19 protein-coding genes and 1 pseudogene are annotated in these 23,593 nt (G+C 60.4%); 13 read left to right on the top strand and 7 right to left on the bottom strand.

Annotation, left to right across the window (positions count from 1 at the left end):
• Positions 1-138 precede the first annotated feature (138 nt).
• A complete protein-coding gene (locus tag AC3IUE_RS03225) occupies positions 139-432 on the top strand; it encodes a hypothetical protein (protein ID WP_046044745.1) in 294 nt (97 codons plus the stop codon).
• Positions 433-673: 241 nt separating this feature from the next.
• Positions 674-2,023, top strand: a complete 1,350-nt coding sequence (locus AC3IUE_RS03220) for an MATE family efflux transporter (RefSeq protein ID WP_489265518.1) — start codon at positions 674-676, stop codon at positions 2,021-2,023.
• Here AC3IUE_RS03220 and AC3IUE_RS03215 read toward each other — a convergent pair.
• From AC3IUE_RS03215 to AC3IUE_RS03185, 7 genes are all read right to left on the bottom strand, one after another.
• A complete protein-coding gene (locus tag AC3IUE_RS03215) occupies positions 2,017-2,892 on the bottom strand; it encodes an alpha/beta hydrolase (protein ID WP_489265517.1) in 876 nt (291 codons plus the stop codon). The two genes, AC3IUE_RS03220 and AC3IUE_RS03215, sit on opposite strands and share 7 nt — an antisense overlap.
• 18 nt (positions 2,893-2,910) lie before the next feature.
• Positions 2,911-3,693, bottom strand: a complete 783-nt coding sequence (locus AC3IUE_RS03210) for a DUF4123 domain-containing protein (protein WP_489265516.1) — start codon at positions 3,691-3,693, stop codon at positions 2,911-2,913.
• Entirely contained in the window at positions 3,690-5,033 is a 1,344-nt protein-coding gene (locus AC3IUE_RS03205) for a contractile injection system protein, VgrG/Pvc8 family (protein ID WP_489265515.1), read from the bottom strand. Before AC3IUE_RS03205 ends, AC3IUE_RS03210 begins: the two co-directional genes overlap by 4 nt.
• A gap of 233 nt (positions 5,034-5,266) precedes the next feature.
• Positions 5,267-7,180, bottom strand: coding sequence for an arginine decarboxylase (speA, locus tag AC3IUE_RS03200; RefSeq protein ID WP_008153741.1), 1,914 nt, complete (start codon positions 7,178-7,180; stop codon positions 5,267-5,269).
• 218 nt (positions 7,181-7,398) lie between these two features.
• Complete coding sequence (locus AC3IUE_RS03195; protein ID WP_007907444.1) at positions 7,399-7,770, bottom strand: translation initiation factor Sui1; 372 nt, start codon at positions 7,768-7,770, stop codon at positions 7,399-7,401.
• A 191-nt stretch (positions 7,771-7,961) separates the two neighbouring features.
• Positions 7,962-8,519 carry an NUDIX hydrolase gene (locus tag AC3IUE_RS03190; protein ID WP_008153742.1) on the bottom strand — a complete coding sequence of 186 codons (558 nt, stop codon included), beginning with the start codon at positions 8,517-8,519 and terminating at the stop codon, positions 7,962-7,964.
• Positions 8,520-8,522: 3 nt separating this feature from the next.
• The gene (locus AC3IUE_RS03185; RefSeq protein WP_056746213.1) at positions 8,523-9,590 is read right to left on the bottom strand and encodes a DUF2333 family protein; all 1,068 of its coding nucleotides are present in this window, start codon (positions 9,588-9,590) and stop codon (positions 8,523-8,525) included.
• A 286-nt stretch (positions 9,591-9,876) separates the two neighbouring features.
• On the opposite strand from AC3IUE_RS03185, the gene gcbA reads away from it, so the two are divergent.
• From gcbA to purH, 11 genes and pseudogenes are all read left to right on the top strand, one after another.
• On the top strand, positions 9,877-11,547 hold the full coding sequence (gene gcbA, locus AC3IUE_RS03180; protein ID WP_489265514.1) for a diguanylate cyclase GcbA: 1,671 nt from the start codon (positions 9,877-9,879) through the stop codon (positions 11,545-11,547).
• A gap of 1,492 nt (positions 11,548-13,039) precedes the next feature.
• Positions 13,040-13,546, top strand: a pseudogene (locus AC3IUE_RS03175) (methyl-accepting chemotaxis protein); the annotation flags it as partial.
• A gap of 173 nt (positions 13,547-13,719) precedes the next feature.
• Positions 13,720-15,459 (top strand): protein-disulfide reductase DsbD, encoded by a 1,740-nt coding sequence (locus tag AC3IUE_RS03170; protein WP_489265513.1) that lies wholly within the window; start codon positions 13,720-13,722, stop codon positions 15,457-15,459.
• Positions 15,460-15,590: 131 nt separating this feature from the next.
• Complete coding sequence (gene aroQ, locus AC3IUE_RS03165; protein WP_017336343.1) at positions 15,591-16,043, top strand: type II 3-dehydroquinate dehydratase; 453 nt, start codon at positions 15,591-15,593, stop codon at positions 16,041-16,043.
• 46 nt (positions 16,044-16,089) lie between these two features.
• Positions 16,090-16,551 carry an acetyl-CoA carboxylase biotin carboxyl carrier protein gene (gene accB / locus AC3IUE_RS03160; RefSeq protein WP_046044753.1) on the top strand — a complete coding sequence of 154 codons (462 nt, stop codon included), beginning with the start codon at positions 16,090-16,092 and terminating at the stop codon, positions 16,549-16,551.
• Between the two features lie 17 nt (positions 16,552-16,568).
• A complete protein-coding gene (gene accC / locus AC3IUE_RS03155) occupies positions 16,569-17,927 on the top strand; it encodes an acetyl-CoA carboxylase biotin carboxylase subunit (RefSeq protein WP_489265512.1) in 1,359 nt (452 codons plus the stop codon).
• 304 nt (positions 17,928-18,231) lie between these two features.
• Positions 18,232-19,110, top strand: a complete 879-nt coding sequence (prmA, locus tag AC3IUE_RS03150; protein WP_056746224.1) for a 50S ribosomal protein L11 methyltransferase — start codon at positions 18,232-18,234, stop codon at positions 19,108-19,110.
• 30 nt (positions 19,111-19,140) lie between these two features.
• Positions 19,141-20,349: a DUF3426 domain-containing protein gene (locus tag AC3IUE_RS03145; RefSeq protein WP_056746226.1), complete on the top strand. Its 1,209-nt coding sequence runs from the start codon at positions 19,141-19,143 to the stop codon at positions 20,347-20,349.
• A gap of 185 nt (positions 20,350-20,534) precedes the next feature.
• On the top strand, positions 20,535-21,545 hold the full coding sequence (gene dusB / locus AC3IUE_RS03140; RefSeq protein WP_056746229.1) for a tRNA dihydrouridine synthase DusB: 1,011 nt from the start codon (positions 20,535-20,537) through the stop codon (positions 21,543-21,545).
• Entirely contained in the window at positions 21,542-21,862 is a 321-nt protein-coding gene (gene fis / locus AC3IUE_RS03135) for a DNA-binding transcriptional regulator Fis (protein WP_007907419.1), read from the top strand. Before dusB ends, fis begins: the two co-directional genes overlap by 4 nt.
• A gap of 81 nt (positions 21,863-21,943) precedes the next feature.
• Complete coding sequence (purH, locus tag AC3IUE_RS03130; protein WP_489265508.1) at positions 21,944-23,551, top strand: bifunctional phosphoribosylaminoimidazolecarboxamide formyltransferase/IMP cyclohydrolase; 1,608 nt, start codon at positions 21,944-21,946, stop codon at positions 23,549-23,551.
• The last annotated feature ends 42 nt before the right edge of the window (positions 23,552-23,593 follow it).

Genomic DNA, 23,593 nt, shown 5'->3' with positions numbered 1-23,593 from the left:
TTCGGGGGGATAAGGAATGAAGGCAAGCGGCAAGCGCTGCAAAACCACTATGCTTGGAGGGAACTCGGCACCCTGCTCGATAGCCCAAGGCTCAAGTCCGGCAACCACGCCACCACTTTCATCAAGGACGCTCACGACATGCAGGTAGAAAGTTTTTTCGAATGGCTCGGCCAGGTACTCGGTTCGGTTATCCGTTTCATCGTTGACGGCCTCAGTGGCTTGTTCAATCTGCTGAGCCACGCCGGCAGCAACTTTGTCGAAGGGCTGTCCCGTGCGCTGGGCATGGACGCATCGATCATCAGCATCGTTGCGCTGATTTTAGGGTTGATGCTGTTGTGGTCGGCGATTCGGGCGTTCATGAATGCGTCGATCATCATGGGGATTATCTGGTTGCTGCTGGGGTTGTGGTTGTTGAGCTGGATAATCCATTGATCGGCTTGAGATCCAGCCCTCACCCTAACCCTCTCCCGGAGGGAGAGGGGACTGACTGAGTTGTTCTCTCGTGCTACATCGACCTGAAACTCCGCGTCGAACTCAGGTTTTGAAAAGCATGAAGATCGGCTCCCTTTCCCCCTCTCCCTCGTGGGGAGAGGGCTGGGGTGAGGGGTCGATTTCTGATTCACAGCAAATCCCGAATCAACCGCTACAATGCCCGCTCCCCCAAGGAGCCTGCATGTCCAACCTGATCACCGATTGGCGCGACCGCCCTACCCATCGTCGAGTCTGGGCGCTCGCCGCGCCGATGATTCTCTCGAACATTTCCGTCCCTCTGGTGGCGCTGGTCGACAGTACCGTCATCGGCCACTTGCCCCATGCCCATCAGTTGGGCGCCGTCGCGGTCGGGGCCAGCCTGTATACCTTTCTCGCCTGGGCCATGGGTTTTCTGCGCATGGGCACCACCGGGTTCGCCGCACAGGCCGCCGGGCGTGGGGACGGCGCGGCATTGCGGCAGATCTTGCTGCAGGGTCTGTTGCTGGCCATGGGACTGGCCATTGTCCTGGGAGCACTGGGTGTGCCGTTGAGCGGGGTCGCGCTGCACTTCATGCAGCCGTCGGCGGAGCTGGATCAGCTGACCCGCGAGTTTTTCCACACGCGCCTGTTCGGTCTGCCGGCGGCGCTGGCCAGTTATGCGCTGGTCGGCTGGTTCCTCGGCACTCAGAACGCCCGGGCGCCGTTGGCCATTCTGCTAAGCACCAACCTGGTGAATATCGCGCTGAACCTGTGGTTCGTCCTCGGGCTGGAATGGGGTGTGGTCGGTGCGGCCCGAGCGTCGGTGATCGCCGAATGGACCGGCGCGCTGATCGGCCTGCTGATGACCCGCAACGCCCTGCGCGCCTATCCCGGCCACATCGCCTGGGCAGCGCTGGCGCTGTGGCAGAGTTGGCGACCGTTATTGGCGGTCAACCGCGACATTTTCATCCGCAGCCTGGCGCTGCAATCGGTGTTTTTCCTGATCACCGTGCAAGGCGCGCGACTGGGTGATGCCACCGTCGCCGCCAACGCGCTGCTGCTCAATGGTTTGCTGCTGACCGCCCATGCGCTGGACGGCCTGGCCCACGCCGTGGAAGCCCTTTGCGGGCATGCCATCGGCGCTCGCGATCGAGAGGCCCTGCGCCGCTCATTGGTGGTGGCCTGCGGTTGGTCGTTGCTGGCGAGCCTGGGTTTTGCCGTGCTGTTCCTGTTCGCCGGGCATCTGTTTATCGAGATGCAGACCAACATTCAGAGCGTGCGCGACACGGCGTTCATCTACCTGCCCTACCTCGCCGCGCTGCCGCTGATCGCGGTCTGGAGCTACCTGCTCGACGGGTTGTTTATCGGCGCCACCCGTGCCCGGGAAATGCGCAACGGCATGCTGCTGACGGTGGTTTTGTTGCTGCCGTTCGCCTGGGCGCTGCAAGGTTTTGGCAACCATGGACTGTGGATAACCTTTCTATTGTTCATGTTGCTGCGCAGCCTGACCCTCGGCGCGTTTGCCTGGTACCTGCACAAAAACGACGGCTGGTTCGCAGGCAAAGCTCACTGAGTCGGCGTGGCTTTGACGAAGGCCGTGACCACATCCAGCACCGGAGCCAAACCGCGCAGGGGCCGGGACAGCGTCGCCACCAGCGTGGCGTGGCCGGTGCGCGAGAAATACAGGTCCTGCACCGGCACGCCCGCCTCGCGCAGTTTGCGCGCCAGACCACCGGTGTTGCGGGCCGGGTTGACCAGCTCATCGTCGCTCGCCGCGATCAACAAGGCCGGTGGCGCGCCGCGACTGACATGATTGATCGGCTGCGACCGGGGTGGTGAATCCGGCCAGAAAAACACCGGCCGCACCTGCGGATTCTTGATTGGCAGAAAATCATAAGGCCCGGCCAGACCGATCCAGCCGCTGAGGTTGTGCGGCGACAGGCCCACCGCCCCCAGTAACCCGGGATCCAGCGCCAGCATCGCGACGTTGTAGGCCCCGGAACTGTGGCCCATCAGGTACAACCGCTGCGGATTCCCGGAATATTGACGAATGTGTTCATGGGTCCAGGCCACGGCCCGGGCGCCATCTTCAAGGAACAGCGGATAACGTACCTGCGGATACAACCGATAGTCCGCCAGCACCGCAATAATTCCCCGGGACGCCAGGGCCTCGCCGACAAAAGCGTAATCGCTGCGTGAACCGCTGTTCCAGCTACCGCCGTAGAAAAACACCACCACCGGGGCGTTTTTCATGGGAGGGCGCGGCACATACACATCGAGCTTTTGCCGCGGATCAGCGCCATAGGCAATGCCCTCGGTCTTGTCGCAGGTTGCGTCGGGGGTCAGCGCATTGAGCAACTTCAGCGGCGAGCACGCCGTCATCACAGCCAGCATTACGCCGCCGATTATCAGGCTGAACAACCGCCGTGTGGTGCTCGCCATCGATGTTGAACCTCGTGTTCAGGGCTGATCGTTCTGCCACCGGTTGCGCAGGCTATCGAGACGCTCCTGCTGGGTGAGTCCCGGCAATGCGTGCCCAGTCAAAGCGCCGGGGTACTGCAAGCGTAGCCATAACCAGTCATCGAGTACCGGGCGCTCGGTAAAATCCAGCGCCAGCCCTTCCTGCACGTGGGACCACAGCGTGTTGTAGTCAGTCCCGGTGGACCGACTCCAGTGCCAGGCATGTTGCTCCAGCAGGCAGGTTTGCAGTTTTTCCTGCTGACGAGGACTGAGGTTTTCTTCAACCGCCAAAGGGCTGACGGCAAGCCCCGGATTGACCAACTGCTGCCAGCCCTGACTGCCGATCGCATGGTCGGCCCACGTCCCGCCGAACCAGCGCAAATGGCTGATAGGACCCAGCCAGCGACTCAGCTCCTGCGCATCGCAGGCATCGAACAAGTAACTGGCCGTTTGCGGGTTGTAGTAACTCAACAAGGCTCGGTGATGCAGGCCGAACGTGACCGTGAGCATACGGCGCAAATGCGCCAGCAACTGCGACGACGGCGCTTCACTGGCGATCAGCAAGCCACGCCAGAGGGGCACTTCGCTGTGGCACAATCCGGCCAGCGCTGGGCATGTCCAAAGGTCGATCAGGGCCGGGCCGTGTTCACGCAACGCATGCCACTCAGTGCCTTCGAACAACCAGAACCACCGGGCATGCGCAAATTGCTGTTGCAGCATCGCCCCCGCCTGTGGCGCACCCGGCACATCCAGCAATAGCCATTGCGGGGTCGCGACGATCATGCCGAACCGCTCTGGCCAAACCGCTTCGCCGCCCGGCAGGTGCAGAGGGCCTGCGTGCAATGGTTGAAACTGCCGCCACCGGGCAGCAGACATAACAACATCAATGGCTCGCTCGATCGCAGAAGCTCCAGCAAGCCCTCGACATCATCTGTCGCGGATGTGCGCGGCGGGCCGACCTCCTCAGCCTCTTCAACGGACGAAGGGACGTGAAGAAACCCGGTAATCAGCGGCTGATCCGGATCCCCCTCGATAAAGCTCACCACCACCTCGGCCCCCTCACTCAACTGCGTGACTGCCGCGTCGCCCAGTTCAGCGGCCACCGGCAGCCAACTGTGGCTGGGCACCGCGCCCTCGCCCTGATAGAGCCAGTCAAATTGCACGGCAACCGGTCTGGACGGATCGGGGCATGACTCATCAATGTTGACCACCCAGGCCCGCTGCAGGCTGTGCATCCTGGGTTTCACTGCGCAATGAGGCGCTACAAAAGGCATCTGCCAGTGAATAGCGCGGATCTGGTTGCTGTAGGACGCCGTTAAATCCTGGCTGCCCTGATGCTCGACGTGGGTCAGCAGCCAGAGATGATTCCAGTCAGCGATCGGATGACCGGACAGCGGCATCAACTGACCGCTGCGCAGCGCCGTCAGGTCCGTCCGACCTTCGGCAATCTGCGCGGTTCGTTGCCCCTCTCGGGCTGCATCAGCGCAGCCCTGAACCTTGAACTGACGCACCGCCGACTGCTCGCTCTCGACCTGGAAGGCCGCGCTCTCACCGAAACGAAAGTGCCCCTGACCATCACCGAAAACCACGCAATGCCCGAGAGCGCAGTGTTCGAAATGGTAGTGAAGCCGTTCCTGAGCACATAGACGCTGGATAAATTGCAGATCCGATTCCTGGTACTGCGTACAGAAATCACGGTGCGGGTATTCGCGACCCAACTCAAAGCGCCGATTCTTGCCGACAATACCGTGCTCCTTGAGCACCTGACTGAGGATTTGCGGCACCGAGCGCGCGCTGAAAATTCGCTGACTAAAGCGCATGGAAAGGCACGCCAGCTTCGGCCCCAGACGGACGCGGCAGAGCCTGACAGCCAAGTCATGGTCGCGCTGGACGAGTTCATGCAATTGTCCGTGAAAGCCGTTTCCCGCAGGCCCGACATGCAAAAAGGCCGAACGGTACAGCAGGCTTGCAAGGTCGAGTGTCGGGTCATCGATCAGCAGATCCACCTCGAACGCAAAAGGCTCGCTGATGGCTTCTATACCGGTAAACGCCAAGACCTCAAAGGGGTCGGGCAGACCCTCTACATCCAGACGAAATGACGGCTCGTTGACTGGATCGAACATCGGCGATTCTCTACAGGAGGGGCGGTCGGGGATTCTCTCCGAGAGAGTTGGCCGAGTAGAGTGCCGAAGTACAACTTAGGAAATGACCTACGCGAAAAGAAGACCACATCACTTGGATGACCAAGAATGTAAGTCATTTCGCTTGAAATCAGAGAGGCATCCCACCAAGCCATCTGAAATTTCCGCAGCGTGCGGAACATTTTCAGACAACCTGATGAGAGCGGTGCCTTACCTCAAGAAGACAGGTAAGAGGAACGGGTCAGACCCAGACGCAGCGCGTCGAGGAACTGGGTACGCTCGGCGGCGGTGATGCGGGCACTGGCGCATTTGTCGCGGTAGTGGGTCATCAACTCTTCCGGCGACAAGTGCACGTAACGCAGCATGTCTTCGATGGTGTCGTGGGTTTCGATACCCGCGTGGTACACACTGCCGTCAGCGTTCTGGTAGATGTTCACCGAGTCGGTGTCACCGAACAGGTTGTGCATGTCGCCGAGAATTTCCTGGTAGGCGCCGACCAGGAAGATACCCAGCAGGTAGTCTTCACCGTCGTTCAAACCGTGAACCGGCAGGCTGGTTTCGATGCTCTGCTCGTCGACGTATTGCTTGATCTTGCCGTCGGAATCGCAGGTCAGATCTTGCAGCACGGCACGGCGCAGCGGCTCTTCGTCGAGACGGTGCAGCGGCAGGATCGGCAACACCTGGCCGATGGCCCAAGTGTCCGGCAGGCTCTGGAATACCGAGAAGTTGCAGATGTACTTGTCGGCCAGCTTGTCGTTGAGTTCGTCGAGCACCTGACGGTGCGAACGCTGACGAGCCTTCAACGAGTTGTGCAGGCGACGGCACACGGCGAAGTAGCATTGCTCGGCCAGGGCTTTCTCGGCCAGGGTCAACTTGCCATCGGCGTACTGGGTCGCGATGTCGCTCATGTAGTGAGTGGCGCGCCAGTAGGTTTCGGTGACCATCTCGATGTCGGTCGGGCCCAGCAGGTCAACCAGCCACTGCACGGTTTCCGGCAGTTCTTCCTTGTTGTCGATCTGCGGCACGTCGTCGTTGTGTTTCTCGACGTCGGTCACTTGCACCACCAGCATGGCGTGGTGAGCGGTCAGGGAGCGGCCGCTTTCGGAGAAGATGTTCGGGTGCGGCAGGTTCTGCGCGTCGCAGAATTCCTTGAGCATCCCGACCACAACACCGGCGTAATCGTCCATGTCGTAGTTGATCGAGCTGGCGTTACGCGAGTGCGTACCGTCGTAGTCCACGCCCAAACCGCCGCCGACGTCGATGTGGTCCACCGGCAGGCCGAGGTTGCGCAGTTCGCCGTAGTAACGAATCGCTTCCTTGAAGCCGTGCTGGTAGTCCGCCAGGTTGGCGATCTGCGAGCCCATGTGGAAGTGCAACAGGCGAATGCCCTGATCCAGGCCAGCCGCGCGGAAACGCTCGACCACCGACAGCAGTTGCGCCGCCGACAGACCGAACTTGGATTTCTCGCCACCGGTGTCGGCCCACTTGGACGACGCCAGGGACGACAGGCGCACGCGCAGGCCAACCTGAGGTTTGACCTTGAGCGAGGCGGCTTCTTCGATCACCAACCCGACTTCGGATTCTTTCTCGATCACGATGAACACGTTGTGGCCGAGCTTCTGGCCCATCAGCGCCAGACGAATGAACTCGCGATCCTTGTAGCCGTTGCAAACGATGGTGCCGCCCTTCGGCGCCAGGGCCAGCACGGCCAGCAGCTCAGGTTTGGAGCCGGCTTCAAGACCAATGGACACGTCTTGGGTGGCAATGATGTTCTCGATCACCGCTTCTTGCTGGTTAACCTTGATCGGGTACAGCGCGGTGTACTTGCTCTGGTATTCCAGACGCTCGATGTTGGCGTCGAAGGCACCGGTCAGCTGACGCACACGGTCTTGCAGAATGTCAGGGAAACGCACCAGCAACGGCAAGGACAGGCCGCTTTTGCGCAGCTGGTCGACTTGCTCGAACAGGTCGATAGGCGAACTGGTCGGACCGTTCGGACGAACTTCGACGCGACCGGCGTCATTGATCGCGAAGTACCCGGCCCCCCAATGGCGAATCCCGTAAACACTGCGGCTGTCCGCAACTGTCCATTGGCTGCCATCGTCTTTGCGTGTGCGTCGTACGGACATTGAAGTCCCCTATAAAGAAGTCATAGAGCGTCGCCTGGGTTCAGGCCGGCGCAGTCTAAAGAATGAAAATGACGGTTCGTCAACGAGGGGATAGACCTCGCTGACCGCAGTGAGTTTAGAAACCGGTCAGAACAGGCTCTGTGAAAACCATGTAGACGACGCCAGACCTGAATCGGATCAGGGCTGGTTCAAGCCGAGGGTGGTTTTCACAGAGACTGCTAGCCGCCGGACTTCTTCGCTTTGAAACCGTGTTTGATCAGCTCGGCCAAGAGTAGCTCGACATGATCGCCCTGGATTTCAATGATTCCGTCTTTCAACGCACCACCGGTCCCGCAACGTTTCTTCAACGTGGTCGCCAGGTCCTTGAGCGCGTCTTCGGCCAACGGCACGCCGGTGATGGTGGTCACCGTCTTGCCGCCACGGCCCTTGCTTTCGCGACGCACGCGAGCGATGCCGTCGCCGGCCGGGATAACGGTCTGTTTGCAGATGCAGGCATCCACCGGTTGACTGCAATCCGGGCAATGACGACCTGCGTCGGTGGAAAATACCAGGCCACCAAGGGCGGCGAAGGATGCGGCTTTTTTGGCCACCGGCAATCCTCTTGGGAGGACAAAGACTGGTCGCAGCACTTGGGCAAGGCTATCGACCGCGAAGCCCCACTCAGGCAGGGGCAGCGCTACTGAGCCAGACGCACTTATAAAAAGGAGTGCCGGTTCAGCTTGAAAAGGTCGCGCAGTGTAACGGCAAAAAGCCGACTTGCTAAGAGCCAATCGGCGCCAATTTATGCCTCTTTTGCGACGTCAGACCCACGGGCGCGAAGATAGCGCTTCAATGCGGCCAGAGAGTCCGGGCAATAAGGCTTTTGCTGGATTTCCAGCAGGACCTGATCGACGGGGATAAAGCGCGCTTCAAGGACTTCTTCGGGTTGCAGGATCAACGGGCCGTCCCACACCGCCGAAAACGCCGAACACCAGAGCCGATTGCCGGTGTCTTCGAAGAAAAAGTGATCATGGGCGGTCAGTTCCACACCGCTCACGCCCAGCTCTTCTTCCAGCTCGCGGGCAGCCGATTCGGCGTAGGTTTCGGTCGCTAGCACCATGCCCCCCGCCGCCACGTCCCAGAAACCTGGATAAATGGCTTTGCTCAGCGTGCGTCGATGCACGCAGAGTTCACCGGCGGAATTGAACAGCATGATGTAAGTGCCGCGCCCGATCAGCCCGCGTTCACGCAGGTCGGAGCGGACCAGGGCACCGAGCAGGTTGTCCTGCTCGTCAACCCAGGCGATCTGTTCGGCATCCGAGGCCGCGCGGTGCGCGACCTCTCTGGCGCTATCGACCATGACTTAGCCCTGATTGAGCAATTGACGCAAATCGATCACTGCGGCGTTGGCCCGGGAGATGTAGTTGGCCATGACCAGCGAGTGGTTGGCCAGCACCCCGAAGCCGCTGCCATTAAGGATCATAGGACTCCAGACCGGTTCCTGCGAGGCTTCCAGTTCACGAATGATCTGACGCACGCTGACCGTGGCGTTCTTCTTGGCCAGCACATCGGCGAAGTCGACTTCGATGGCGCGCAGCAGATGGGACAAGGCCCAGGCCTGACCGCGAGCTTCGTAGAACACGTTGTCGATCTGCATCCACGGGGTTTCGACGATTTCTTCGTCAACCTGCGGTACCTGACCCGGTGCGACGACTTCGGTTTTCAGCGCGGTGTTGAGTTTGACCCGGCCAACGCTGGCCGACAGCCGTTGCGACAGCGAACCCAAACGGGTGCCGACGTCGCCCAGCCAGTTGTTCAGGTTGTCGGCGCGGGCATAGAACAGCGCGCTTTTCTGACTCGGGTCGGACAGGCGCGCCTGATAACGGCTCAGGGAGTTGATGCCTTCCTGGTATTCGGACTCACTGGAGGGCAGCACCCAGCTCTTGTTGTCGAAGTTGAAGCGCGGCTCGGCCTTGGCCAGGTCAGCGTCTTCGGTGGACTGCGACTGGGAACGAGCGAAGTCTTTACGCAGTGCACGACTCAGGTCGCGGACCTGGACCAGCACGCCATATTCCCAGCTCGGCGTGTTATCCATCCACAGGCCCGGCGGGAAACGGTCGTTGGAGATATAGCCACCCGGTTTGGTCAGCAAAGTACCGGCGACTGTCTTCAGGGTTTCGACCGTGGTGTAGCCGATGACCATTTGCTTGCCTTCTTTCTCGGCGGCCATCTGGGCGTTCTGCTGAACCGGGAACAGCGCAGGTTCCTGGCTCCAGTACCAGCCCAGCGCAATAGCCACCAACAAGTAAATGGCAATCAGAGTGGCCAACGCCCGGCTGAACAACAGGCCACCCAAGTAACTACGGGTGGCCGATTTCGGTTCAGCGGCACGTTCAGGCGCGCTGCCCGCGCGGTTCTTCCAGTCCAGCATGGCGATATCCTTTCAATCACTTGAGTTCATCGGTTCGACCACAACCCTATCTCATCGTGCCTCGTTTGCCGCGCATTAAATCCTGCGCAAACACTACCCGCACAATGACCATGATCGACGGCCACTATAAATGAAGCACAGCTTGGATCCTATGCGACCAGTCGGTCAGAAACTGAATCAGGTCGCTTTGCAGTTAATTGACGTACGACACTCATGCGATGGAAAAGAGGTGCTAGCATAGAGCCACCAGTCGATCTCAGCATGCACCCTAACTAGTAGTCAGGATATGACCGAGCCAGAAGACCCCAGCCGTGAGCGCCTCAAGCACCACTTTGCCCAGCGGGTAATTCATCAGGCACGTCAAATTCTTGAGATATGGCAGCGCCTGCAACGCAGCGAGTGGTCCACCACCGACTTATCGGAACTGAGCGAGGCCAACCTGCGCCTGCTGCGTTTCGCCGAGCGCTTCGAACAACCTGAACACACCCAACTGGCGCGCCACATCGGTCAGTCGCTGGAGGCTGTCGACGCCAATCGCGGACGCTTGAGCAGCGGACTGATCACTGACCTCAATCGTTTGATGCAGCGCCTGTCACGCACCGGTTTGCGCCATGGCGATCAGTTGGACCAGACCTTTCTGCCGCCGCTGCGCAAGCCGATTTACGTGATGCTGCAGGATTACGACCGCGCCGAGCGTCTGGCCAAGCAGCTGGAATTTTTTGGGCTCAGCGCTCAAGCCCTCGACAGCGTTGCGGCGTTCCGCTCTTCGATGGTCGAGCGCTTGCCTGCGGCAATCGTCATGGACGTCGATTTCAGTGGCACCGGCATCGGCCTGAAACTGGCTGCCGAAGCCCAGGAAGGCCTCGATCATCAATTGCCGCTGTTGTTCTTCAGTCTGCACGAAACCGACACCCCGACCCGTCTCGCCGCCGTGCGTGCCGGTGGCCAGGAATTCCTGACCGGCACCCTCGAAGCCTCGAGCCTGCTGGAGAAAATCGAAGTCCTGACCTGCGTCGCCCAGTACGAACCTTATAAAGTGCTGATCATCGACGACTCCCGCGCCCAGGCCTTGCACACCGAGCGCCTGCTCAACAGCGCCGGGATCGTCACGCGGACCTTGATCGAGCCGATCCAGGCCATGGCTGAGTTGGCGGATTTCCAGCCAGACCTGATCATCCTCGACATGTACATGCCGGCCTGCACCGGTACTGAACTGGCCAAAGTGATCCGCCATAACGACCGCTATGTCAGCGTACCGATCATTTACTTGTCGGCCGAAGACGATCTGGACAAGCAGCTCGACGCCATGAGCGAGGGCGGCGACGACTTCCTGACCAAACCGATCAAGCCCCGGCACCTGATCACCACCGTGCGCAACCGCGCGGCGCGGGCGCGCAATCTCAAGGCGCGGATGGTGCGCGACAGCCTGACCGGCTTGTACAACCACACGCACATTCTGCAATTGCTCGAAGACTGCAGCTTCCGCGCCCGTCGCGAGAACAAGCCGCTGAGCTTTGCGATGCTCGACATCGACCACTTCAAACGGGTCAACGACAGCCACGGCCACCCTATGGGCGATCGAGTAATCAAGAGCCTGGCGCTGTTCCTCAAGCAACGCTTGCGCAAGACCGATTTCATCGGCCGTTACGGCGGTGAAGAGTTCGCGATTGTCATGCCGGACACCGATCTCGAATCGGCCCACAAAGTGCTCGACGAAATCCGTCGACGCTTTGCCGAGATTCACTACCCGGCTCAACCGCAGGACCTCTGGTGCACGTTCAGCGCCGGGGTGGTGGAACTGTGTGAAAACACCGACAGCCTGATGATGGCCAGCCAGGCAGACGAAGCGCTGTACCGCGCGAAGGACGCCGGACGCAACCGCGTGCAGGCCGCGCGGACGTCAAAGCAAAGTGCCACTTTTTCATCGGAATCGACCCATTCGGTCATAACCCTGTAACACAAACGCAATAAATTCAGTCGCTTACCATTCTGCCGCTGGTAGACCCGCGATGCGCTTGAAGCTGCTGACCAATCTCAATACCCTCCTTTTAGTCGCCGTGTGCGTTGCTCTTGGCGCCACGCTTTGGTGGTCGCAAAAGGCCCTCGAGCGCCCCTATCTGTTGATGGAGCGTTACTTGGGCTTGTCCCAGCAATTTCAAAATGAAGTCGCGCGCAACATCGACGACTACCTCGCCAGCGGCGATGCCCTGCGCCTGAGCAGCGCCAGCCAGGCCATCGACGGGGTGCAGAAGGAACTCGGCGAGTTGCCGCCGGCCTTGGCCGACACCTTGCGCCCGAGCCTGTCGAACCTCGAAGAGTTCAGCAAAACCGACCTGCTAGCGGCCGGCAAACTGGCCGGTGATCCGCAAGCGCTGCTGCTTCAGGCCGAACGCGAACTCGGTGCCTGCCTCGATCAGCTCAGCCAATACGCCAGCGCTAACGCGGCGTATCTGACGCCCTTGCTCGCCGCCTCCCAGCACTTGGGCAAGTTGTCTCTGGCCCGGGACAAACTGGTCAGCAGCGGCCGCAGCGAATTGGCCGCCGATGTCGAGCGTGAAGTCGCCAACATTCGCACTCAGGCTGAGATGCTGGGCACCTTGCCGCTGCTCGGTGTAGCTAGCAGCAGCGAATCCGGCACCGATGATTTCGCCGCGATGATGGGCTTGGAGAACACCGAAAAAGCTGTTGCCGAAGATGCGGGCGTCGGCCTCAAGCGCGAACTCAACAGCCTGCTGACGCGCTACCCCGCCGAACTCTCCCGTACTCGTGACCAGATCCAGAAACGCACCGACCTCAGCGCTGCCACTCACCTGAAAATCGCCGCCGTGCAGCAGGCCATCGCCGGACTGGAGCCGGTGGTTCGCGCCCAGCACGGACAGATCCAGGGCGAAGTGCGGCTGATGCAAGGGGTGATGATTGGCCTGATTCTGCTGATTGCTTTGCTGATCGACACCTTGCAACGGAAACTGGCCCGGACGCTGACCAACCTCGCCCCGGCCCTTTCGACCTGGGCCGAGGGCGACTTCAGCCGGGACATTGAACTGGGCGCGACCAATCGTGAACTGCACGACATTCAAGCTTCGCTCAATCGGTTGCGCGCCTATCTGGTCGACCTGGTCGGGACCATCCGCCTCAACGCCGAGCAGGTCGCCGGTAGCAGCCGAACCCTGGCCGAGTTGAGCAATGACCTGCACAGCGGCGCCGAACATCAGGCCGGCGACACAGCGCTGATCCGTGATTCTCTCGGCGAACTGGAAGCGACCATTCAACAGGTTGCCGGCGATGCCAGCCAGGCGGCCGACGCCAGCCGCCATGCCGGGCTGGCGGTGGAGCACGGCCAGAAAGTCATCGGTTTGAGTCTCACCGGGCTGCACGCGCTGGTCGGTGAAGTGCAAGGCAACGCGCAGATGATCGAACACCTGGCCGAAGAGTCGGCAACCATTGGCGGCGTGCTGACGGTCATCCGCTCGATTGCCGACCAGACCAATCTGCTGGCCCTGAACGCCGCCATCGAAGCGGCCCGTGCCGGGGAAATGGGTCGAGGATTTGCGGTGGTGGCCGAAGAAGTTCGCTCACTGGCACAACGCACCGCTGGCGCCACGGCAGAAATCCAGACCCTGATCGCCGGCTTGCAAACCGCGGCGCGGCAATCGGTGGAAGGCATGCGCGCCCAGGTCGAACACGCCGAAGCCACTGCCAATCAGGCCCAGGCCGCCGACGGTGCGCTGGATAAAATCGTCGGCGCGATCCAGACCATTTCCGACACCGCCGTGCGCATCGCCGATGTCACCGCCCAGCAGAGCGGTGCCGTCAGCGAGATCCGCGATCACAGTGAGCGGATTCACCAATTGGGTGGGGATAACTTGCTGCGTATTGGTAAGGGGCGCGTGCAGGGTGAGAATTTGTTGGTGTTGGGTGGGCGATTGCATACAGCCGTTCAGGCCTTCCGCGTCTGATAGATTGCCATCGCGAGCAGGCTCGCTCCCACAGGGTTTTGTGTCGCTCACAGATCCAATGTGGGAGCGAGCCTGCTCGCGATGGCGCCAGAACAGTCACCGCAAAACTCCCCGCCCTGCACACCCGACCGCTGTCCGCTATCATGCCTTCACTTTCGATACGCGAGATTGTCATGCGCCGTTTGCTCTGCCTGCTGTTTTTAGTGCTCGCCCTGCCGGCCACCGCCGCCGGTTTGCTGGACAGTCGGCCCAGTTCGACGTTGGGCTCGATCAACAACAGCGCCGACTTTCTGCCGGTACGCGAAGCCTTTCAGTTGAGCCTGGTCGAAAGCACACCGCAATCGATCAAGCTGCGTTTCGTCGCCACCGAAGGCTACTACCTCTACCGGCACCGCTTTCAGTTTCGCGCCGACCCGGCCGATGTTGCCTTGGGCGCCGCGCAACTGCCCAAGGGCGAACAGAAACACGATGAGTATTTTGGCGATGTCGAGGTCTACCACGGGGTTCTCGATGTAGAGCTGCCGCGCACCGATCAACGCGCCTTCACCCTGGTGGTTACGTATCAGGGTTGCGCCGACAAAGGCTTGTGCTATCCACCCGAGACCGAGCGCCTGAGTATTGATGGCAGCACAGGCGCGCCCCCGGCCTGGAGCTGGCGCGAACTGGCGCTGTTCTTCCTCGCAGGCTTGGGCCTGACGTTCACACCCTGCGTGCTGCCGATGCTGCCGATCCTGTCCGGCGTGGTGTTGCGTGGTCAGGTGGGTGGTTTGCGCGGCTTCAATCTGTCCCTCGCTTATGTGCTGCCAATGGCCGCCTGCTTCGCCCTGCTCGGGGCGTTGATGGGGATGTTCGGCGCACAGCTCAATCTTCAGGCGCGGCTGCAATCGGCGTGGGTGCTGGTGCCGTTCGCGACGTTTTTTGCGCTGTTTGCCCTGGCGATGTTTGGCGTCTTCGAACTCAAGCTGCCTCACGCCATCAGCAGTCGGCTGGATCGGATCGCCGGTCGCACCGAGGGTGGTTCGTTGTGGGGTGCCGCGGTGCTGGGCGTGGTTTCCAGCCTGCTGGTGTCGCCCTGCGTCTCGGCACCGCTGGCCGGCGCGCTGCTGTACATCAGCGCCAGCGGCGATGCATTGGGCGGTGGTCTGAAATTGTTCATGCTCGGCCTTGGCATGGGCGCCCCGCTGTTGCTGGTCGCCACCGGTGGCGCCGCCTGGCTGCCGAAAAGCGGACCCTGGCTGATCTATGTGAAAAACGCGATTGGCGTTTTGTTGCTGGGGCTGGCGATCGGTTTGCTCAGTCGAGTACTGCCGGGCCAGATCACGTTGTTGTTGATCGGCTTGCTGGCCGGTGGCGTCGGGTTGTTCATGGGTGCGCTGGAGTTCGTCTACAAACCGCCGAGAAAACGCCTGGGCCAATTGCTTGGGATGTTCCTGCTGTTTTATGCGCTGGCGTGTTGGTATGGCGCGTTCAGCGGCCAGACCGACCCGCTCAATCCGATTGGCCAGCCGCGCACGGTTGCCGGCAACGAGCAACCGCAAAACATCAGCGCCTGGCAAACCGTCAGCACTCCGGCAGACCTGGACCGCGTCCTCGCCGACGCCAAATCATCGGGCACCCCGCTGCTGCTCGACTGGTACGCCGACTGGTGCATCAGCTGCAAAGTCATCGAACATAAAGTGCTCAACGACGCCACGGTCGTCGAACGCCTCAAAGGCTATCGACTGATCCGCTTCGACATCACCGCCAGCAACGCCGAGCAACGCGCCTTGCTTGATCGCTACAAACTGTTCGGCCCGCCAGCGCTAATGTTTTTCGGCAAGGACGGCGTCGAACACGCCGATGTGCGAGTGATCGGCGAGATCAACGCCACCGACTTCGCCGAACGTGTTGCGAAAGCAAATGACCGGATTTAATAACCCGGTCACATATTTCGCGCAAACATCGGCCATCGTGCTGGCTATTGCATAGAACTGGACAGTCACAAAGGCTTTGCGGCATAGTCGCCGGGTTCTGACAATTGCGCACAGATAACAAGGAACAGCAGATGGCGACGCTACTGGTTCTGCACGGACCCAACCTGAACATGCTCGGCACCCGTGAACCGGGCACCTATGGCGCTACGACACTGGCGCAGATCAACCAGGACCTGGAACGCCGTGCCCGTGAAGCCGGCCACCATTTGTTGCACCTGCAAAGCAACGCCGAGTACGAATTGATCGACCGCATCCACGCTGCCCGCAGCGAAGGTGTGGACTTCATTCTGATCAACCCAGCAGCTTTTACGCACACAAGTGTCGCATTACGTGACGCGCTGCTGGCGGTGAGCATCCCATTCATCGAAGTGCATTTGTCTAACGTGCACAAACGCGAACCTTTCCGCCATCACTCTTACTTCTCCGACGTAGCGGTGGGAGTGATCTGCGGCCTTGGCGCCAGCGGTTATCGACTGGCCCTGGAGGCTGCGCTAGAACAGCTTGAAAGACAGGCAACGGCTTGAACAACAAGCGTTAAGCCCCTGACCGACCCTTGGGAGTTGATGATTCATGGATATCCGTAAAGTTAAGAAACTGATCGAACTGCTGGAAGAGTCCGGCATCGACGAGCTCGAGATCAAGGAAGGCGAAGAGTCCGTACGCATCAGCCGTCACAGCAAGACCCCGGCTCAGCAGTATTACGCACCGGCTCCAATGCATGCTCCGGCGCCTGCGCCTGTGGCTGCTGCCCCGGTTGCTGCCGCCGCACCTGCTGCTCCGGCCGCGCCAGTTCTGAACGGTAACGTTGCCCGTTCGCCTATGGTCGGTACCTTCTATCGCAAATCTTCGCCAGCCTCGCCGTCCTTCGTTGAAGTCGGCCAGACCGTGAAGAAAGGCGACACCCTGTGCATCGTCGAAGCCATGAAGATGATGAACCACATCGAAGCTGAATCCAGCGGTGTGATCGAATCTATCCTCGTCGAAGACGGCCAGCCGGTTGAGTACGACCAACCGCTGTTCACCATCGTTTGAACCGCGGAGAGACTTTGATGACTGCGAAGTTGGAAAAAGTTCTGATCGCCAACCGCGGTGAGATCGCCCTGCGGATCCTGCGTGCCTGCAAAGAGATGGGCATCAAGACTGTCGCCGTTTACTCCAAGGCCGACAAAGAGCTGATGCACCTGGGTCTGGCAGACGAATCCGTCTGCATCGGCCCGGCCTCGGCCGCGCATTCTTACCTGCACATCCCGGCAATCATCGCCGCGGCTGAAGTGACTGGCGCTACTGCCATTCACCCAGGCTACGGTTTCCTTGCGGAAAACGCTGATTTCGCTGAACAGGTCGAGAACTCCGGCTTCGCGTTCATTGGCCCGAAAGCCGACACCATTCGCCTGATGGGCGACAAGGTATCGGCCAAGCACGCCATGATCGCTGCGGGCGTTCCAACCGTTCCGGGTTCCGACGGCCCGCTGCCTGAAGACGAAGAAACCGCTCTGCGCATCGGTCGCGAAGTCGGTTACCCGGTGATCATCAAAGCCGCTGGCGGCGGTGGTGGTCGCGGCATGCGCGTTGTGCATAAAGAAGAAGACCTGATCTCCTTCGCCAAACTGACCCGCACCGAAGCAGGCGCGGCGTTCGGCAACCCGATGGTCTATCTGGAAAAATTCCTGACCAACCCACGCCACGTGGAAGTTCAGGTACTTTCCGACGGCCAGGGCCACGCCATCCATCTGGGCGACCGCGATTGCTCGCTGCAACGTCGTCACCAGAAGGTTCTCGAAGAAGCGCCGGCACCGGGCATCGACGAGAAGGCACGGGCTGAAGTCCTCGCACGCTGCGTCAAGGCTTGCATCGACATCAACTACCGTGGCGCGGGCACTTTCGAGTTCCTGTACGAGAACGGCGCGTTCTATTTCATCGAAATGAACACCCGCGTTCAGGTTGAGCACCCGGTTTCGGAAATGGTCACCGGCATCGACATCGTCAAGGAGATGCTCAGCATCGCCGCTGGCAACAAGCTGTCGTACACCCAGGAAGACGTGGTCATCCGCGGTCACGCGCTGGAATGCCGGATCAACGCCGAAGACCCGAAAACCTTCATGCCGAGCCCAGGCACGGTCAAGCATTTCCACGCACCAGGCGGCAACGGCGTTCGCGTCGATTCGCACCTGTACAGTGGCTATGCCGTTCCGCCGAACTACGATTCGTTGATCGGCAAGCTGATCACCTACGGCGCAACCCGCGACGAAGCGTTGGCGCGCATGCGCAATGCGCTGGACGAAATCGTTGTCGACGGGATCAAGACCAACATCCCGCTGCACCGCGACCTGGTCCGCGATGAAGGCTTCTGCAAAGGTGGAATCAACATCCACTACCTGGAACACAAGCTGGCTAGCGAAAAGCATTAAGCTGTGATCCATACCAACAAAGCCGCTTTCGAGCGGCTTTGTTGTTTCTGGACATTTCATTAAGCAACACACTCACCCCCTGTGGGAGCGAGCTTGCTCGCGATGGCGGCATGACAGACAACATTAATTCTGAATGTGATGGCCTCATCGCGAGCAAGCTCGCTCCCACAGGGTTCGGTGTCGTTCAGGAACTGCGCGGTGAATGCAGTTCAAGCGGCTCCCACAAAAGCCCCGCGCTCGCGTAAACTTGCGCGCTTCTCGCAGCCCGCTAGGCTGCAATCAATATTTTTCAAAGGTGCCCGCCATGCCTTGGCTGCAAGTCCGTCTCGCCATCAGCCCAGAACAAGCCGAAACCTACGAAGACGCTTTCCTTGAAGTGGGCGCCGTATCGGTGACGTTCATGGACGCCGAAGATCAGCCGATCTTCGAACCGGAACTCAACACCACGCCGCTGTGGTCGCACACGCACCTGCTGGCCCTGTTCGAAGGTGGCACCGAAGCCGCCACCGTGCTGGCCCACCTTGAGTTGCTGACTGGCAGCCCGTTGCCTGAACATCACAGCGAAGTCATCGAAGACCAGGACTGGGAACGCAGCTGGATGGACGGTTTCCAGCCGATGCGTTTCGGCCAGCGCCTGTGGATCGTTCCGAGCTGGCACGCTGCGCCTGAACCCGACGCGGTAAACCTGCTGCTCGATCCAGGCCTGGCGTTCGGCACCGGCACCCACCCGACCACCGCACTGTGCCTGGAATGGCTCGACGGCCAGGATCTGAAAGACTGCAATGTGCTCGACTTCGGCTGCGGCTCGGGGATTCTCGCGATCGCCGCCCTGCTGCTCGGCGCGAAAGAAGCCGTCGGCACCGACATCGACGTGCAGGCACTGGAAGCCTCCCGCGACAACGCCGGGCGCAACAACATTGCCGAAGAGCTCTTCCCCCTGTACCTGCCGCAAGATCTGCCGCAGGTTCAGGCCGACGTGCTGGTGGCCAACATTCTTGCCGGCCCGCTGGTTTCCCTGGCACCGCAATTGTCCAGCCTGGTCAAATCCGGTGGTCGTCTGGCGCTGTCGGGCATCCTCGCCGAGCAAGGTGAAGACGTCGCCAAAGCCTACGCTCAGGACTTCGATCTGGACCCGATCGCCAATCGCGATGGCTGGGTGCGCATTACTGGCCGTCGGCGCTAGAATGAACGCCTGCATAATCCGGATTACCGCATGACCGACAGCTTCGTCACTCAGTGCCCGCATTGCCAAACCAGCTTCCGCGTCAGCCATGCTCAATTGAGCGTGGCCCGCGGAGTGGTTCGTTGCGGCTCGTGCTTGCAGGTGTTCAACGCCGCCAAGCAGCTACTTGAGCAACGGTCAGGCAAGGACGCGATCACGCCTGCAGCCCCGGTCATCGTCGAACCGCCGGAGCCGCGAGCCATCAGCCAAAAGCAATGGACCGCGGCCGAGCTGGATCTGGACAGTCTGGACCTGGACGAAGAGCTCGCCCGCCTCGAACAACGGGAGATCCAGCCGACCACGGAATTCGGCAGACAGCGCGAAGACAACCTGAGCGCCAGCCGGGATACCGTCGAGCACGAAGAAGCGCCATGGCCCGACAGCCTGTTCAGCGAATCTGCTGCCGATCGTGCGCAGACCACTGAAGCCGACTTCCCAGAGCTGGAACTCGACCCGAGCAAATACTCGCGCACCGAACCTTCGCTGTCCCTGGAACCGGTGGAGCTGGAAGACGAGTCTCTGCCACCACAGCTGCGCCTGCACGACCCGCTCGACGCACCGATGCATCACGAACGCCTGTCGGCGACTGATGATATCGACGACGATCTGCCCTCGATCGAACCAGTGCGCAAAAAGCGTGAGCCGGCTGTCCGCGCCGACGCCCTGCAAGACCTGACCGATGACCCGCTGCAACTGGACTGGCAAAAGCGCCGTTCACCCTGGGGTCGTCGATTTTTCTGGCTGCTGCTGATCCTGCTCGGCGTCGCCGCGCTCGCTGGTCAGTACATCGCCTACCATTTCGATGAACTGGCGCGTCAGGACCAGTACCGTCCGTGGTTCCAGCAACTGTGCCCGCAAATCGGCTGCACCGTGCCATCCAAAGTCGACATCGCCAAAATCAAAAGCAGCAACCTGGTGGTCCGCAGTCACCCGGACTTCAACGGTGCACTGGTGGTCGACGCGATCATCTACAATCGCGCGCCCTTCTCCCAGCCTTTCCCGCTGCTGGAGTTGCGTTTTGCCGACCTCAACGGCCACCTGATCGCCAGCCGTCGCTTCAAGCCCGGCGAGTACCTCAACGGCGATCTCGAAGGGATGGCGGAAATGCCTCCGCAAACGCCGATCCACATCGCACTGGATATCCTCGATCCAGGCTCCAAAGCGGTGAACTACAGCCTGAGCTTCCATTCGCCCGAGTGAAACGGTTCAGTGTTACGGCTTTGACGGCATATTTCTGACTTTGACCGCTCACACCAAACCGCTGGCGATAACAGAATAACTGTTCAGATTTTGTTCAATTCAGCCTTTATCCAGTCATCGAGAGCGGGTATCATGCCAACCCTTTTTCGAACTCTCATGATCCGACCCCACAACAGGGAAGTCCTATGTCGGCGGTACGCATCGGTCCTTACACATTGCACAACGGCTTGATTCTCGCCCCGATGGCGGGGGTCACAGACCAACCCTTTCGTCAGCTGTGCAAACGACTGGGCGCAGGACTTGTAGTCTCGGAAATGGTCACCAGCGACATGAGCTTGTGGAACACCCGCAAATCGCGGATGCGCATGATCCACGAAGGTGATCCCGAGCCCCGCTCGGTACAGATCGCCGGTGGTGATGCACAGATGCTGGCGGATGCGGCCCGGGCCAACGTTGAACTGGGCGCACAGATTATTGATATCAACATGGGCTGTCCGGCGAAAAAGGTCTGCAACAAGGCCGCCGGGTCCGCGCTGTTGAAGGATGAAGCACTGGTGACCGAGATCCTGCAGGCCGTAGTGGCTGCGGTTGATGTGCCGGTGACCCTGAAGATCCGCACCGGCTGGGACCGGGACAACAAGAACGGCCTGACCGTGGCGAAGATCGCCGAGCAGGCAGGCATTACGGCGTTGGCAGTCCATGGCCGCACCCGTGCCGATCTGTACACCGGCGAAGCCGAGTACGACACCATTGCCGCGATCAAGCAGGCCGTGTCGATTCCGGTCTTTGCCAATGGCGATATCGATTCGCCAGAGAAGGCCCGGTACGTGCTCGATGCGACCGGTGCCGATGGCCTGCTGGTAGGCCGGGCCGCCCAGGGGCGGCCATGGATTTTTCGTGAGATCGATCATTTTCTGCGTACCGGCGAGAAACTCCCGGCACTGGAACTGATCGAGGTGGAACGCATTCTGCTAGAGCATCTGGCTGCGCTGCACGTCTTCTATGGAGACGTCATGGGCGTACGCATTGCTCGAAAGCATGTGGGCTGGTATCTCGCAACCTTGCCGGGCGCCAGGGAGTTTCGCGCCCACTTCAATCGTTTGGAAGATACGGAAGCACAATGCGCCAACGTTCAGGGCTTCTTCGCCGAACGTTACAAGAGCCTGACAGGGGACGGAGAAGGGGTGGCCGCATGACGATGATGACCGAGACTTTAGTGAGTGGAACAACACCCGTGAGCGACAACGTGAATTTGAAACAGCACCTCAATACGCCGAGCGAAGAAGGTCAGACCCTTCGCGGGAGTGTCGAGAAGGCGCTGCACAATTATTTCGCCCACCTTGAGGGCGCTGCCGTCACGGATGTGTACAACCTGGTGCTCTCCGAAGTCGAGGCGCCCCTGCTCGAGTGCGTGATGAACTACGTCAAGGGCAACCAGACCAAGGCCAGCGAGCTGCTCGGACTGAACCGAGGCACGCTGCGCAAGAAACTCAAGCAGTACGATTTGCTGTAAGCATTCAATCAAACCAGAAAGGCGCCCGCGTAAAAACGGTCGCCTTTTTTGCTGACTCCTTTGCTTTTGATGGAAATTGAAATGACCGACCAGACTACCCGCCTGCCGATCCGCCGCGCCTTGATCAGCGTTTCCGACAAGACCGGGATCCTCGAATTCGCCAAAGAGCTTGAAGCCCTGGGCGTCGAGATCCTCTCCACCGGCGGAACGTTCAAGCTGCTGCGCGACAACGGTGTTGCCGCAGTGGAAGTCGCGGATTACACCGGTTTCGCAGAAATGATGGACGGCCGGGTAAAAACCCTGCACCCGAAAATCCACGGTGGGATCCTCGGTCGTCGCGGTATCGACGACGCCATCATGAACGAGCACGGCATCAAGCCGATCGACCTGGTAGCGGTCAACCTGTACCCGTTCGAAGCCACCATCAACAAGCCAGGCTGCGACCTGCCGACCGCGATCGAGAACATCGATATCGGCGGCCCGACCATGGTCCGTTCGGCTGCAAAAAACCACAAAGACGTGGCCATCGTGGTGAATGCCAGCGACTACGCCAGCGTCCTCGAAAGCCTCAAGGCTGGCGGCCTGACCTACGCTCAGCGTTTCGACCTGATGCTCAAGGCCTTCGAACACACCGCCGCCTATGACGGCATGATCGCCAACTACATGGGCACCGTGAACCAGGCGGCTGACACCCTCAGCACCGAAGGTCGCAGCGAGTTCCCGCGCACTTTCAACAGCCAGTTCGTCAAGGCTCAGGAAATGCGCTACGGCGAGAACCCGCACCAGAGCGCGGCGTTCTACGTTGAAACCAAACCTGCCGAAGTCGGTATCGCCACGGCGACCCAACTGCAAGGCAAAGAGCTGTCGTACAACAACGTGGCCGACACCGACGCCGCGCTGGAATGCGTGAAGAGCTTCGTCAAACCGGCTTGCGTGATCGTCAAGCACGCCAACCCGTGCGGCGTGGCCGTCAGCCCGGACGCCGAAGGCGGTATCCGCCAGGCTTACGAGCTGGCCTACGCCACCGACACCGAGTCGGCGTTCGGCGGCATCATCGCCTTCAACCGCGAACTGGATGCTGAAACCGCCAAGGCCATCGTCGAGCGTCAGTTCGTCGAAGTGATCATCGCCCCGTCCGTCAGCGAAGAAGCTCGCGCCATCGTGGCTGCCAAAGCCAACGTGCGCCTGCTGGCCTGCGGCGAGTGGTCGGCTGATCGCGCCGCTGCCTGGGACTACAAACGCGTCAACGGTGGCCTGCTGGTACAGAGCCGCGACATCGGCATGATCGGTGCCGACGACCTGAAAGTCGTGACCAAACGCGCTCCGACCGAACAGGAAACCCACGACCTGATCTTCGCCTGGAAAGTCGCCAAGTACGTTAAGTCCAACGCCATCGTCTACGCCAAGAACCGTCAGACCATCGGTGTCGGCGCTGGCCAGATGAGCCGCGTGAACTCCGCGCGCATTGCTGCGATCAAGGCTGAACACGCTGGTCTGCAGGTTCAAGGTGCGGTCATGGCATCGGATGCATTCTTCCCGTTCCGTGACGGTATCGACAACGCGGCCAAGGTGGGTATCACTGCGGTGATCCAGCCTGGCGGCTCGATGCGCGATAACGAAGTGATTGCAGCGGCTGATGAAGCTGGCATCGCCATGGTCTTTACTGGCATGCGTCACTTCCGTCACTAAGTACGACGATCAACTGTGGGAGTGAGCCTGCTCGCGATAGCG

The organism is Pseudomonas sp. GL_093 (assembly GCF_057837605.1).
This window is presented reverse-complemented; position numbering and strand designations above follow the sequence as displayed.